This is a genomic window from Lampropedia cohaerens (assembly GCF_001005215.1).
Taxonomy (GTDB): Bacteria; Pseudomonadota; Gammaproteobacteria; order Burkholderiales; family Burkholderiaceae_C; genus Lampropedia; species Lampropedia cohaerens.
This window is the reverse complement of the sequence record NZ_LBNQ01000013.1, coordinates 57,348-70,068: the sequence shown is the minus strand read 5'-3', so window position 1 is coordinate 70,068 and position 12,721 is coordinate 57,348. Positions and strand designations below refer to the sequence as shown.

The window sequence follows — 12,721 nt, the reverse complement described above, 5'->3', positions numbered from 1 at the left end:
ACTCCTCTAAGCTAGGGTTAAGGGTGTGGGAGAGGGAAAAATGGGTGCTGCCGCACGCAGATCTGGCCGAAAAACCGCCAGCACGCGCCGCGCAAGTGCATCGACCGAATCGGTAATCACCACGTCAAAGCCGTTTCGGCACGCGGTCGGCAGCGCGAGTGGCAGCTCCGTACATGCCAGCACCACCGCGCGTGCGCGTTGCCCTGCCAGCGACGCGACGGCGCGAGACGCCGGTGCCAGTGCCTCCTCGGTGCGGCTTGCCTTGACCAGCTCGATCGCACGCACACAATCTTCAAAGGCCTGGGCCTGTGGCACAAGAACGTCATAGCCGCGCGCCCTGAGGGCCGGTTGATAGAGATCCAGCGCCAAAGTTGCGGGGGTAGCGAGCAGACCGATGGGGCCATCAGCGACGCCTTGAGCTGCCAAGTCATCAAGCACCGCATCAACGATGTGCAGAATCGGTACATGGCTGTTGGCGGCCAGCTGCGGGTACCACAGATGCGCGGTATTGCACGGAATGGCGATGCAATCGGCTCCTGCATCGACGAGCAGGGCAATCCCTTGCATCATGTCCGGCAGAGGGCTTCTGCCGCCGTGCAGCATGGCGGCGGTGCGATCCGGAACTCTCGGATCGCTGCGCAGCAGCACGCAAATGTGCTCCTGATCGCAACCAGCTGGCGTCATTTCGATCAGTCGTTTGAGAAAGTGCGCGCCCGCCAGCGGGCCCATCCCTCCCAATACGCCCAGACACTGGGGTGTTTGGGCGGCGCTCATGGCTGGACCGTCCCATTCACGGCATCGAGCGCAGCAGCAATGGCTGCCGCGCAGGGATCGATCACCGGGACCCCTAGCGCCGACTCAAGCTGCCCGCGCAGCGCGGACATGCCAGCGCAGCCGAGCAAGATGGCATCCGCATGCAGCGCGTCGCGCAACGTCTCGGCAGCAGCAAGCATGCGCGCGAAGGCCTGCTCGTGATCACCGGATGCGGCGACCGAAATATTCAGCGCACGCTCACCCACTACGCGGTGGCCGACACCCATGCGTTCCCAATACGCAAGGTGGCGTGCAATCGCAGCATCCGCGACAGCCACCACCCCGACGCGCCCGCCCGCGCGCAGGGCGCACCGCATGCCGGCCTCCCCCATGCCGATGACGGGGATGGCGCACTGGCTGCGGACCGCTTCCAGGCCAGGATCGCTGAAACAGGCGATGACGGCAGCGTCGTAGGTCCCCGAAAAGCCATTGGATGCACATGCGGCCATGCGACGCCCAGCGTCTTCGAAATCGGCCTGTGTCACAATTCCTTCGGGCCCATCGCTGCACGTGACACCGACTATGTCGATCATGCGCTCAGGCATGGCGCAACGCATCGCGTGCACCACCGACTGCGTGACGTGCTCGCTGCTGTTCGGGTTGAGCGCCAGGATGCGCGGCACTGCATTCATTGCGGACCTCGCACTTGCAGCAGCGCCTTGAGCACCGCGCCACGCGCATGGGTCGCTGCCGTGCCTGCCACGGGTACGGCCGGCAGCTGCGGCTTGCTGCGCGCCAGGAACTGTCCGGTGCCGCGCTCGACCAGCAATTGCCCATCCTGCACGACTACCCGGCCCCGATTGATGACCGTGGTGGGCCAGCCCTGGATGGTTCGGCCTTCGTACGGCGTATACCCTGCGTTGTCGTGCAGCATGCCGGCGGTGACCGTGATGCGGCGCTGCGGATCCCAAATGGCGATGTCCGCATCGGCGCCTGCCACCAGTTCCCCCTTGCGGCCGGACAGGCCATACAGCCTGGCGTGGTTGCCTGCGGTCAGTGCGACGAACTGGTGGATATCCATGCGCCCCTTCATCACACCTTCGCTGAACAGCAGTGGCATGCGCAGTTCAATGCCTGGAACACCGTTGGCCATCTCCTTGAAGGTGGTGGCATCGCCTTTGGGAAGCTTGCCTGTTGCGTCGAAGCGGTAGGGCGCATGGTCGGAGGAGTAGGTCGCCAGCGTTCCGTCGAGCAGACCCCGCCAGACTTCCTGCTGTGATGCGGCATCGCGTGCGGGTGGCGAGCAGCAGAACATGGCGCCTTCCAGCCCGGGGCGATCCATGTCCTTGGCGTCCAGAAACAGGTACTGCGGGCAGCTTTCGGCAAGAACCCGGGCACCCAGGCGCTGCGCACCGCGCAGCAGCTGCACCGTCTCGGCGCCGGCAACGTGCACGATCATCACTGGCACGTCCAGCAAGCGCGACATCGCAATGGCGCGATTGGTGGCTTCGCTTTCCGCAATCGGGTCATGCGCAACACCGTGAAACTTGGGCGCGGTGTGCCCCTGTTCCAGCAGGCGCTGCGTGATCCAGCGGATCATGTCGTGATTTTCGGCATGCAGCATCACCAGCGCCTGCTCGTGCCGCGCCAGCGCCAGAATGTCCAGCAGCTGGTAGTCGTCAAGGCGCATCTTCTCGTAAGTCATATAGACCTTGAGCGAGGTAATGCCGTCACGAATGGCCTGCGGCAGATCGGTTCGCAGGGTCTTCTCATCGGGGTTGGCCACGATGAGATGAAAGCCGTAGTCGATCACCGCCTTTTCGGCCGCTCGCGCGTGGTAGTCCGCCAGAACGTCCGGGATGCTTGCAGTGCGATGCTGCGCCGCGAACGGGATGATCGTGGTCGTGCCACCGAACGCCGCAGAAACCGTTGCGCTGTAAAAGTCGTCCGCGCACATCATGCCCATGCCAGAGCGCTGCTCGACGTGGCAGTGGCTATCAATGCCGCCCGGCAACACCCAACGCCCGCTGGCGTCGATTTCACGTTGTCCTGTGCCCAGCGCAGGCGCAATGTGCGCGATGCGCCCGTCGCGCACGCCAACGTCACTCGTTTCCACGCGGCCCTGCGTCACGACGCGGCCACCGCGGATGACCAGTTCATAGTCAAAGGCGTTCATTTGACCGGTGCTCCAGCGCCCGTGCGCTCCGTGATCAGTTTGTAGTGCTCCGGCCGACGATGCTTGGCGAAGTTGAAGACGTGTTCACGGAACATCTCACCCAACGACAGGTCCACGTTGGCGGCAATCACTTCATCGTCTTCCGACACCGCGCGCGCCACGATCTCGCCGGTGGGAGCCACAATCACCGAACTGCCAATCATGTGATGACCGTCCTCACTGCCACACTTGGCTGCCGCAGCCACCCACAGACCATTTTGATAGGCGTTGGCTTGCAGGGAAATCAAATGCGTGGTCGTGCGAAGATGCACTGGCTCATTCCAGTGAATGTTCAGTGATGGCGTGTTGTAGCCAAGTACCACCACTTCCGCGCTTTGCAGCGCCATGACGCGGTACGTCTCTGGCCAGCGGCGGTCATTGCACAGGCACATGCCCATGCGCACTTGGGCACCTCCCAGTGGCACGTCATGCACGCCGAAGCCCAGATCGCCGACTTCAAAGTATTTCTTCTCCAGGTGCTGGAATGGCGCCGCGGGCTTATGGTCCGAGTGCCCTGGCAAGTGGATCTTGCGGTACTTGCCAGCGATGCTGCCGTCGGGCCGCACGATCACGGCAGAGTTGTAAGGCGTGCCTTCGGGCGTGAGCTCGGCGTAGCCCAGATAGAACCCCAACCCTAAATCGCGCGCTGCGTCAAACAGTGGCAGGGTCTGCGCGCTGGGCAGGGTCTGCTCAAAAAAACGTGCCTGTGCTTCTGCCTCTTCCATCCAGTAGCGTGGGAAAAAGGTCGTCAACGCCAGTTCCGGGAAAACGACGAACTGCGCACCCCGGCCTTTGGCCTCTTTCAGCATTTCCACCAAACGGGCGACCACCGATGCGCGGGAGTCATCCAGATTTACCGCGCCCATCTGAGCCACAGCCATCACGAAGCTACGCTTTCCAGTCATCTCATGTTTCCATATCAATAAGGGGTACAGGAATGATTGCGCAACGGGAGGGGAAAATCGATAACGCTTTTATCCCCGGCTCTTGCCGTTTGGTTAACACCGGAGAAAAATGCACCGAACCTGGACATTTTTTGCACCAAATTAGAGCTTTCATGGCTGCACGCGTGTCAGATAGCACTGAAGTTGTGCCCATCGCAGCTGGGAGTTTTCAAAAGGCCGCAATGATTCGCGGATACAGCAAAAAGGAAGATGGTGTTGTCAGACGTGCCCTGCCTTGACACCCCTAAGCTCGACTTGGAGTTAGAGTCACTGCATGAAATTGAGACATCTGGAAGTGTTCTGGGCGGTGATGTCGACCGGCTCGGTCAGTGACGCTGCTCGGCTGCTGCACGTCTCTGTGCCGGCCGTGAGCCGCGTGCTGGGCCATCTGGAAGTGCAGCTTGGCTTTCCGCTGTTTGATCGCATCAAGGGACGGCTGTATCCGACCGAGGAATCCAAGCGACTTTTCAAGTCAGTCGATGACGTCTACGGGCGTATACGTGATATCGACCGCCTCGCGCAAGACCTCCTGCAACGTCGTAAAGGCCTGCTCAGCATTGCGGCAAGCAATAGCATTGGCCATGAGCTGGTGCCCATTGCATTGGCAAAACTGCGCTTGCGATTTCCCGACTTGCATGTGCGCTTCGTACTGCTGGGCCATGAAGCGCTGCGCGACTTCATACTGGAAGGCCACGCCGATCTGGGCATATCGACGCTGCCGATGGAGCACCCTCAGCTCACGACGCGCCTGATAGCGCGCAGTGAGCTGATGTGCATCTGCCCCTGGAATCACCCCCTCGCGCAAGCCGATGCCGTCAGTGCGCAGGAGCTGGCGCAGCACCTCAACATCGGTTACGTGCCGAAAACCCCCATGGCCCAACGCCTAGCCTCTTTCTTTGGCCCGCATGCCTCTGCATTGCAGACCACCATTGAAGTCGGCACGCCCCATAGCGCTTGCGCATTGGTACAGGCCGGCGCAGGCGTTGCATTGGTAGAGCAGTTTTCCCTGCAAAGCTGGCCAAGAGCGGCATTCCGGGTCGTCCCTCTTGAAGGCGCAACGCCGATCCTGGCCGACTTGATTTACCTTCGCGGCGCGCCATTAAGCCGCCCCGCCGACGTATTTGTGGAATACCTGACAGAGGTACTGGATATGCGCGCGCTGATCCCGAACGCGCCCAAGCTGTCGATGCGGATGACCCTGGATTGACCACACTGCAGGTCAGAGCGCCCCATCCATTCTGACGATCACTATTCCTGGCAGCCTGTCCCAACGCCTGCGCATGGGCCAATCGCCCCCACCCTGAGGCACCACAGGCAGCACTGAAACGCCATGAAAATGCGACAACCTTGCTTGCTGCGGGCCTGGCCGTGCGTTCCCATGTTCAGCGCGGCGGCTGGCCGTGCTTGGGCGAGCGCGGCCCATGCAGCAGCGCGCCATGGGCGGGGCCATCTGCGAGCAGCAGGCGCTGATTGGCAAGGTGGGCGATCTGGTAACTGCGCTCGGTCAAGGTGTCGACCACCTGATTCACCAGCGCCGTCACCAATATGCCCACCAACCCGCTGCCACCAGCGTTGCCTTCATTGCTGGACGCACTGGCATCGCCTTCCCACAGCTGCTGGCCGGTACGTGCGTCCTTCAAGGTGGCGTGCAAAGCAACCACGCTCTCGCTGTTGATGACGGAGTAGACCGTGCCATAGCGCTGCACCTCCATGTACAACACAGCATCCGCACCGAAGATCTTCTGCAGCCGATCGAGCGGGATCTGGTGGGCCTCCGCTGCGTTGGCGATGCCGTTTTCCTGCAGCAAGCTGTGCGTGAGTCCGACCGGGAAGACGTAATAACCCGACTCGGCCAGCGGCAACGTCACGCCTGCGTACACAGCGTTGCTGGCATCCACGTCCGGCGTGTTGTTCAACGGCGGCAACACCAGAATGGAGCGGGGATCGGCCTCCTGCAAGGCACTGTAGTCATAAGGAGTCGGAGTGGCACAGCCTGTCAGGCCCATGGCGATCAAAGTGACACCGATGGCCGCAAGGCGGCGCCACTGTTTCCACAGCACGCGTTTCATGCCGGATTCTCCACTGGGCTGGTTGACGAATCGATCGACTGCAGCACGAAATCGATGAACTGCGATGACTCGGGAAACAGCTGGCGTTCGCGCTCGAAATGTTCCCTGGCCAGCGGCATCTGGCCGGTCCTGCTGTAGAGCAGGCCCAACTGCGCATGAAAGCCGGGTGGCGGCGCCTGGTCCGCTGCACGCAGCTGCTCCTGCATTTGCTCCAGCGCGGCGAGCTGCTCCTGCCAGTTGCCGTTGCCGCTCTGCAAGTAGGCATACAGCTGGGTCTGGTAGTCATACCAACCATAGAGCATGGGCGTGCGGCTGGCGCAGCCAGCCAGTACCGCAGCCGCCAGTGCAAAGATGACCAACAGGGGCTTCGATCGGCTCATGGGCCTGTTCCGCTGCATCATGGCTGAACCGGCGCAGCAGGCCAGGCGCCCTGCTCCAGCCCTGCCACCAGTTGGTCAACCGCATCACGAACTGCCAGGTCCAGTACCTTGCCGTTGAGGGTGGCGTCATAGCTGGCGGTACTGCCAAAGCCCAGCACCTCGCGCGCCGAGAGCGTGTACTCGCCAGCGCCCTGTGCGGCATACACCACCTCATTGGTGGCGACGTCCACGACATTGAGGTTCACCTTGGCGTAGGCGACCTGGGTCTTGCCACGCCCCAGCACGCCGAACAGTTGCCGGTCGCCCACATCCTTGCGACCGAATTCACTGACATCACCGGTAATGACAAAGTTGGCGCCACGCAACTGTTGGGCCTGCCCCAGGATTGCCGCCTCCTGGCCAGTCTCACTCAGATTTTGGCGATCCAGTACCGCAAAACGGCCACTGCGCTGCAGATGGGCGGTGAGGATCGTCTGCGCCTGGCCACCCAGGCGATCCACGCCGTCGGAGAACACCCCGCGCTGGTAATTGGTGCGGTTGTCGAACTTGCCGATCGAAACAGGCATGCGCGGGCCCTGATACTGGCGGGCCGTCTCGGCGGCGACCGTTTGCGGAATGCTCAGGCTGCGAGATTGTTCAGTGGTGCTGCAGGCAGCCAGCAGCAGCGGCACTGCGATTGCCGCTGCGCGGACGAAAATAGAAGCGAACACGGAAAGCTCCTGCGGAAAAAGTCGACAAGTCCTTACTGTTGCCGCCATTTCAGCAGGCACCAGTCGATCAAGCCGACGCGAGAAATCGGCGATTATGGCCGACGCATGGCGGGCTTATGGCTGAATATGGAAGTTGTGACAATTCGAAAAAGTGTCCGCGGGAATGCGCTGCAAAAAGCGCGCGGGCCCGTGCCAGTACGGGAATTGCAGCTAGGCAGGCCTCGCGAAGACAGGTGGCGCAGCAGTCCAGCCGCTGCCTGCGCCGCGCATACAGTTAGCGCCGACCAGTCGGGTTCGCAATCGGCGGCAGCGCCTGCACTTTTTCTGCCACCGCGTGACAGGCCCTGAGAAGGTCGGAGGTGATGCGCGCGTCGATGTTGAGGTGGCCCTCGTATTCGCCCAGGTTGCGGATGTCATGGCACTTGGCGAGCACGCGCCACACGGCCGGGCCCAGGCCCAGGGTGCTGGGCAACAGCTGGAAGACGATGTAGCGGTTGGACGAGCGCCAGCCGTGCCAGCGCAGGGCCGCAAGACACAGGGCGTGGGCGGCGTTGTAGGCGAGATCGAAGCGACTCTCCAGCGAAAGCTGGGCGTTGTCGGCATCGGACAGTCGCGCCATGGCGGATTTAACAAGACCGGCGAACTCCGCCGCATCGGGCGGCTCAGCGCGCAGCGGCTTGCCCGGACCGCTGAGGTTGACGAAGGCACGGTCAGAGGTGGTCATGGCTGCGGCCCTTCGCCCAGCGTACCTATCTCCGCGGCCATGGCCTGCGCATCGCCCAGCACCCAGATTTTGGGCTGCTGCCACACGCGGCTCGCAAATGCGTCGCCGCGCAGCAGGCGTTGCCGCCACTGCTCGGTGCTGTAGATGCTGGGATTGATGCTGCGTTGCCATTGCGTGTTGAGTGGCTCCAGCAAATCGAACAGGTCCGCGTAGCCGATATCGTCGGCCAGCACCAGCAGGTCGATGTCACTCTGGCTGGTGTCCTGCCCCTTGGCGACCGAGCCATAGATGAATGCCGCCTGTATGCGATCGGCCAGGGGCTGCAACGCCATGCGCAGCGGCTCAGCAAACCCCATGGTTTTGCGCGCAATGCCGCACAGCTCCTCAAAGATGGGCGACTGCGGGTTGGCGCGGTAATGCTTCTGATGGCCACGCCGCTCGACCGTCAGCAGGCCCGCTTCGGCCAGGCGCGCCAGCTCACGCTGGATGGCACCACTGCCGCCATGCGTGGTGGCAATCACTTCAGCGCTGTAGAAGCTGCGCGAGGGCTGCCCGAACAGCAACCCAATGACGCGTTGCTGTGTTTGGTTGAACAGGGCACTGGCCAGTCCGGATGTGCGTGAAGGCATCGCAGGTTGAGAAAATACCCAATGTGGGTTGGATCATACCTTCTTTGGGTATGCATCCGATGCGTGTCGGCGGCCAGCGCAAGGGCTTTGTCAGCGCAACCACACATCGCAAGCTCCTCCTGGCCCGCGGAGCAGAAGCCTCACACCTTCTGGTAAAGGCGCCGCGGCAGGCCCCAGGCCACCAGCACGAACGCCACCAGACATGCCGCCGATAACGCGTACAGCCCCAGTGTGGCACTGCCCGTCACGTCGCGGACCTTGCCGACCATATAGGGGCTGATGATGCCTCCAAGCTGGCCGATGGAGTTGATCAGCGCGATGCCGGCAGCGGCGGCCATGCCACTGAGAAAGCGCTGCGGGAACACCCAGAACAGCCCGATGGCCGAGATGATGCCCGTGGCCGCAACCGTGAGTCCGAACAGCAACGCCACCGTGCTGCTGCTGTAGGCACCGCACAGGAAGTAGCCAATGCCGCCAGCCAGCACAGTCAGGGCCAGATGCCAGCGCCGCTCGCCGGTACGGTCCGAATTCTTGCCAAGCAGGATCATCCCGATACCCGCCATCAGATAGGGCAAGGCGGAAATCAGTCCGATGACGAACGTATCCTGCGTGCCTGCGGTGCGGATGAGCTGGGGCATCCAAAACACCAGACCATAGATGCCGCCAGCAAGACACATGTAGATGAACGAAAGCGTGTAGGTGGCAGGCTCCCTGAGCGCTGCGAGAAAGTTGTGGGCCTGCGCTTCCTTGGCATCGCGATTGACCTGCGCATGCCAGAAGGCCTTGTCGTCCTGGCTCAACCACCGGGCATCGGCAATCTCGTCATCCAGGAATTTCCACACCACCACCCCGAGGATCACGGCCGGAATCCCTTCGAGCAGAAACAGCCATTGCCAGCCGGCCAGCTCCAGCAGGCCATCGGTGTATTTCATGATGCCGCCAGAGATCGGCCCGCCGATGATGCCGCAGAAGGCGATGCCGGACATGAAGATGGTGTTGATGCGCGCCCTGCGCGCTGCGGGAAACCACTTGGTGAAGAAGTACAGCGCCCCTGGCACGAAGCCAGCCTCCAGCGCACCGACGAGAAAGCGAATCACGTAAAAGCCCATCTCGCTGGTCACGAACATCGTGCACGCCGAAGCAATGCCCCACGTCACCATGATGCGCATGATCCACACGCGTGCGCCCACACGATGCAAGATCATGTTGCTCGGCACCTCGAACAGAAAGTAGCCGATGAAGAACACGCTGGCACCCAGCCCGTACACCGCGTCAGAAAATCCCAGATCGCTTTGCATCTGCAGTTTCGCGAAGCTGATGTTGACGCGGTCCAGATAGGCAATCACCCAGCACACCACCAACAGCGGTATGAAACGCCAGAAAACCTTGCCATAGACCTGCTGCTCGCGCGCCACCGCGGCGCGCCCGGCAACGCCTGCGACACCAATGCTTGCATTGACACTCATGAACTGTCTCCTTGTACTTGTAGTGATGCTTTCCATGCGCGCCCTGCGCGAGGCAGAAGAGAAGGTGTGTTGGCGCATGGCCCGCCCGCGCGGGCGGTACTTGATACGTGGTAGCTGTCAGTAGGTGGCCCTGCCGCCCGAGAGGTCGAAGACCGCCCCGGTCGTGAACGAGTTTTCGGCACTCACCAGCCATGCCACCATGGAGGCGATTTCGCGGACCTGCACGAAACGCCCGCGCGGAATCTTTGAGAGCATGTAATCGATGTGCTGCTGCGCCATCTGCTCGAAGATCCGGGTTTTGGCCGCTGCCGGGGTGATCGCGTTGACCGCAATGTCATAGCCTGCGGTTTCCTTGCCAAGACTCTTGGTCAGCGCAATCACGGCAGCCTTCGAGGCGCTGTAGGCAGAGGCATTGGGGTTGCCCTCCTTGCCTGCGATGGAGGCGACATTCACCACGCGCCCATAGCCGCCAGCGATCATCCCCTTCACCACCACCTGGTTGACGTGGAAGGTGCCGTTGAGGTTGATGTCCACGACCCGGCTCCACTCATCCTGCGGGTACTCCACCACCGGTGCGTTGGTGCCTGCAATGCCGGCGCTGTTCACAAGGATCGTGACGTTGCCCAGCGCCTGCACGGTCTGTTGGTAGGCCTGCTGCACCGACGCGAGGTTGACGATGTCAACCTCACAGGTCACCACGGTCCCCAGCGCGCCCAGCCGCTGGCTGGCATCGGTCAGCGCCTGTGCGTCGCGGTCCCAGATTGCCACCGCCGCGCCGCCAGCGAGCAGGCGCTCCACTACCGCCAGCCCGATGCCTTGGGCGCCGCCGGTGACCACTGCCACCTGATTCTTGAAGTCGTAGGTATTCATGGTGGACTCCTTCAGGCGGCGACGACTTTTTGCTGCTGCTGCCCCAGGCCGTCAATGCCCAGACGCATGGTCTGGCCTGCGCGCAGGAAGACCGGCTCGGGCTTGATGCCCATGCCCACGCCCGGCGGCGTGCCGGTCGAGATCACGTCGCCGGGGTGTAGCGTCATGAACTGGCTGAGGTAGGCGATGATCTGGGGGACCTTGAAGATCATGGTCGCGGTGTTGCCATCCTGGTAGCGCGTGCCATCGACTTCCAGCCACAGGTTGAGCTGGTGGGGATCGGGCACCTCGTCGGGCGTGACCAGCCACGGTCCGGTGGGACCGAAGGTGTCGCAGCCCTTGCCCTTGTCCCACGTCCCGCCACGCTCAAGCTGATAGGCGCGCTCGGAAACATCGTTGATCACGCAGTAGCCCGCCACGTGCTCCATCGCGGTGCTCTCATCGACGTAGGAAGCGGCTTTGCCAATCACCACGCCAAGCTCGACTTCCCAGTCGGTCTTGCTCGAACCGCGTGGAATCCGCACGTCGTCGTTGGGACCGACCACGGCCGAGGTCCACTTGGCAAACACCACCGGTTCGGCCGGTATCGGCATGTTCGACTCGGCCGCGTGGTCGGCATAGTTCAATCCGATGCAGATAAACTTGCCGATCTGCCCCACACAGGCGCCAATGCGCGGCTGGCCCGGCACCAGAGGCAATTGCCCAAGATCCTGGCTTTTGAGCGCCTGCACCAGCGGACCGGCAAGAAAGTCGCCGTCAATGTCACGGGTCCACGCACTGAGGTCGCGCAGCCGGCCTTGCGCATCCAGAACGGCAGGCCTTTCCTGCCCCATGGGGCCATATCTCAAGAATTTCATGGCAAGCTCTCGCAGTTGTTGAAAAGTGCCTGCAGCTTAGAAAGTTTTTCGCCCTGCACCGATGCGACTTGATCGCCAGCAATCTACGAAATGGAATCTCCGCAAAAACCCGGTCAGGAAAACCCGCAGCTGGCCACGCTGCATGCGGTAAATGCACGTTTGAAGTTCCGCCACTTCAAGCTGCTGATCGCGGTGCAGGACATGGGCTCGGTGCATCAGGCCGCCAGCCTGCTGCACATGTCGCAACCGGGCGTGAGCAAAGCCCTCAAGGAAATTGAGGAGACACTGGGTGCAATCCTGTTTGCGCGCACGCCACAGGGCCTGGTAGCCACCGACATGGGCCACTGCGTGATCCGCCATGCGCGCCTGATGCTCTCCAGCCTGGCGCACATGCACAATGAGATGGCGGCGCTGTCGCGGGCTGCGGGCGTGCGCATTTCGGTAGGCACCATTGCCGGCGCGCTGGCCGCTGTAATGGCCGACGCGCTACTGGTGTTTCACAAACAGCACCCGGATGTGGTCGTCGACCTGCACGAGGGCACCAGCGCACATCTGCTGGAAGGCTTGCAAAGCGGCACGCTGGACATCGCGCTGTGTCGCACCTCCGTGGCGACGCGGTCGGAGCTGTTCCAGTTCGAGTGGCTGTGCGACGAGGAAGTGCGCGTGGCGGTCTCCCCCGTCCACCCGCTGGCACCGTGCAAGCAGGTGACGCTGGCACAGGCTGCGCAGTACCCGTGGATCCTGTTTCCCGGTCACATGCCCTTGCGCACGCTGCTTGAGCGCGAAGCCGCCAGCCTGAATGTGCGGCTGCAGTGCAGGCCCATCGAAACCGCCTCGACCTTCGCGACGGCGCTGCTGCTCAACAAAAGCCCGGAGCTGGTGGCCCTCATGTCGCGCGAGACGGTGGATTTTTTCGAGAAGACTGGCAGCCTGCGACGGCTGGCGCTGCCCATCCGCGCCAGTGCCGAGCCTTACGGCATGGTGGTGCGACAAGGCGTGCAGGCACCGGCCATTGTGGACGCGTTCAAGCACTGTATCCGCACGCAGGCGCAACGGTTGCACACCGTTTGATGGCGACCTCGCCGCCCCTTCATGAACATTTCG

The 12,721-nt window shown here is 62.4% G+C and carries 14 protein-coding genes; 2 read left to right on the top strand and 12 right to left on the bottom strand.

The window, feature by feature from the left end:
- Positions 1-6: 6 nt before the first annotated feature.
- Genes cuyB through AAV94_RS03305 form a run of 4 tightly spaced genes read right to left on the bottom strand, consistent with a single transcriptional unit; the run spans position 7 to position 3,873 of the window.
- Complete coding sequence (gene cuyB / locus AAV94_RS03320) at positions 7-774, bottom strand: cysteate racemase (RefSeq protein ID WP_046740911.1); 768 nt, start codon at positions 772-774, stop codon at positions 7-9.
- Complete coding sequence (locus AAV94_RS03315; RefSeq protein ID WP_046740910.1) at positions 771-1,445, bottom strand: aspartate/glutamate racemase family protein; 675 nt, start codon at positions 1,443-1,445, stop codon at positions 771-773. The genes cuyB and AAV94_RS03315 overlap by 4 nt, the downstream gene beginning before the upstream one ends.
- Complete coding sequence (gene hydA, locus AAV94_RS03310; RefSeq protein WP_046740909.1) at positions 1,442-2,929, bottom strand: dihydropyrimidinase; 1,488 nt, start codon at positions 2,927-2,929, stop codon at positions 1,442-1,444. Before hydA ends, AAV94_RS03315 begins: the two co-directional genes overlap by 4 nt.
- Entirely contained in the window at positions 2,926-3,873 is a 948-nt protein-coding gene (locus AAV94_RS03305) for an N-carbamoyl-D-amino-acid hydrolase (RefSeq protein ID WP_046740908.1), read from the bottom strand. Before AAV94_RS03305 ends, hydA begins: the two co-directional genes overlap by 4 nt.
- 313 nt (positions 3,874-4,186) lie before the next feature.
- Here AAV94_RS03305 and AAV94_RS03300 point away from each other — a divergent pair, with 313 nt between their 5' ends.
- Positions 4,187-5,119 carry a LysR family transcriptional regulator gene (locus AAV94_RS03300; protein WP_046740907.1) on the top strand — a complete coding sequence of 311 codons (933 nt, stop codon included), beginning with the start codon at positions 4,187-4,189 and terminating at the stop codon, positions 5,117-5,119.
- Positions 5,120-5,294: 175 nt separating this feature from the next.
- Here AAV94_RS03300 and AAV94_RS03295 read toward each other — a convergent pair whose 3' ends face one another.
- The 8 genes from AAV94_RS03295 to AAV94_RS03260 form a co-directional block, all read right to left on the bottom strand.
- Positions 5,295-5,981, bottom strand: a complete 687-nt coding sequence (locus AAV94_RS03295; protein ID WP_046740906.1) for a DUF799 domain-containing protein — start codon at positions 5,979-5,981, stop codon at positions 5,295-5,297.
- Entirely contained in the window at positions 5,978-6,361 is a 384-nt protein-coding gene (locus AAV94_RS03290) for a DUF4810 domain-containing protein (RefSeq protein ID WP_046740905.1), read from the bottom strand. The genes AAV94_RS03295 and AAV94_RS03290 overlap by 4 nt, the downstream gene beginning before the upstream one ends.
- A 17-nt stretch (positions 6,362-6,378) precedes the next feature.
- The gene (locus AAV94_RS03285; protein ID WP_046740932.1) at positions 6,379-7,059 is read right to left on the bottom strand and encodes a CsgG/HfaB family protein; all 681 of its coding nucleotides are present in this window, start codon (positions 7,057-7,059) and stop codon (positions 6,379-6,381) included.
- 286 nt (positions 7,060-7,345) lie between these two features.
- Positions 7,346-7,795, bottom strand: coding sequence for a hypothetical protein (locus AAV94_RS03280; RefSeq protein WP_046740904.1), 450 nt, complete (start codon positions 7,793-7,795; stop codon positions 7,346-7,348).
- Complete coding sequence (locus tag AAV94_RS03275) at positions 7,792-8,424, bottom strand: nucleotidyltransferase domain-containing protein (RefSeq protein ID WP_046740903.1); 633 nt, start codon at positions 8,422-8,424, stop codon at positions 7,792-7,794. Before AAV94_RS03275 ends, AAV94_RS03280 begins: the two co-directional genes overlap by 4 nt.
- 140 nt (positions 8,425-8,564) lie before the next feature.
- Positions 8,565-9,890: an MFS transporter gene (locus tag AAV94_RS03270; protein WP_084824714.1), complete on the bottom strand. Its 1,326-nt coding sequence runs from the start codon at positions 9,888-9,890 to the stop codon at positions 8,565-8,567.
- 117 nt (positions 9,891-10,007) lie between these two features.
- Complete coding sequence (locus tag AAV94_RS03265) at positions 10,008-10,760, bottom strand: SDR family NAD(P)-dependent oxidoreductase (protein ID WP_046740902.1); 753 nt, start codon at positions 10,758-10,760, stop codon at positions 10,008-10,010.
- Between the two features lie 11 nt (positions 10,761-10,771).
- The gene (locus tag AAV94_RS03260; protein WP_046740901.1) at positions 10,772-11,617 is read right to left on the bottom strand and encodes a fumarylacetoacetate hydrolase family protein; all 846 of its coding nucleotides are present in this window, start codon (positions 11,615-11,617) and stop codon (positions 10,772-10,774) included.
- A gap of 90 nt (positions 11,618-11,707) precedes the next feature.
- Between AAV94_RS03260 and AAV94_RS03255 the strand changes: the two genes are divergently transcribed.
- A complete protein-coding gene (locus AAV94_RS03255) occupies positions 11,708-12,688 on the top strand; it encodes a LysR substrate-binding domain-containing protein (protein ID WP_046740900.1) in 981 nt (326 codons plus the stop codon).
- Positions 12,689-12,721: the final 33 nt, after the last annotated feature.

Bases quoted from the DNA above. Each gene is read 5' to 3' on its own strand.
- AAV94_RS03290 (WP_046740905.1), bottom strand. From the start codon at position 6,361: ATGAGCCGATCGAAGCCCCTGTTGGTCATCTTTGCACTGGCGGCTGCG.
- AAV94_RS03295 (WP_046740906.1), bottom strand. From the start codon at position 5,981: ATGAAACGCGTGCTGTGGAAACAGTGGCGCCGCCTTGCGGCCATCGGT.
- AAV94_RS03315 (WP_046740910.1), bottom strand. From the start codon at position 1,445: ATGAATGCAGTGCCGCGCATCCTGGCGCTCAACCCGAACAGCAGCGAG.
- AAV94_RS03255 (WP_046740900.1), top strand. From the start codon at position 11,708: ATGGAATCTCCGCAAAAACCCGGTCAGGAAAACCCGCAGCTGGCCACG.
- AAV94_RS03300 (WP_046740907.1), top strand. From the start codon at position 4,187: ATGAAATTGAGACATCTGGAAGTGTTCTGGGCGGTGATGTCGACCGGC.
- AAV94_RS03280 (WP_046740904.1), bottom strand. From the start codon at position 7,795: ATGACCACCTCTGACCGTGCCTTCGTCAACCTCAGCGGTCCGGGCAAG.
- AAV94_RS03270 (WP_084824714.1), bottom strand. From the start codon at position 9,890: ATGAGTGTCAATGCAAGCATTGGTGTCGCAGGCGTTGCCGGGCGCGCC.
- hydA (WP_046740909.1), bottom strand. From the start codon at position 2,929: ATGAACGCCTTTGACTATGAACTGGTCATCCGCGGTGGCCGCGTCGTG.
- AAV94_RS03275 (WP_046740903.1), bottom strand. From the start codon at position 8,424: ATGCCTTCACGCACATCCGGACTGGCCAGTGCCCTGTTCAACCAAACA.
- AAV94_RS03260 (WP_046740901.1), bottom strand. From the start codon at position 11,617: ATGAAATTCTTGAGATATGGCCCCATGGGGCAGGAAAGGCCTGCCGTT.
- AAV94_RS03305 (WP_046740908.1), bottom strand. From the start codon at position 3,873: ATGACTGGAAAGCGTAGCTTCGTGATGGCTGTGGCTCAGATGGGCGCG.
- cuyB (WP_046740911.1), bottom strand. From the start codon at position 774: ATGAGCGCCGCCCAAACACCCCAGTGTCTGGGCGTATTGGGAGGGATG.
- AAV94_RS03265 (WP_046740902.1), bottom strand. From the start codon at position 10,760: ATGAATACCTACGACTTCAAGAATCAGGTGGCAGTGGTCACCGGCGGC.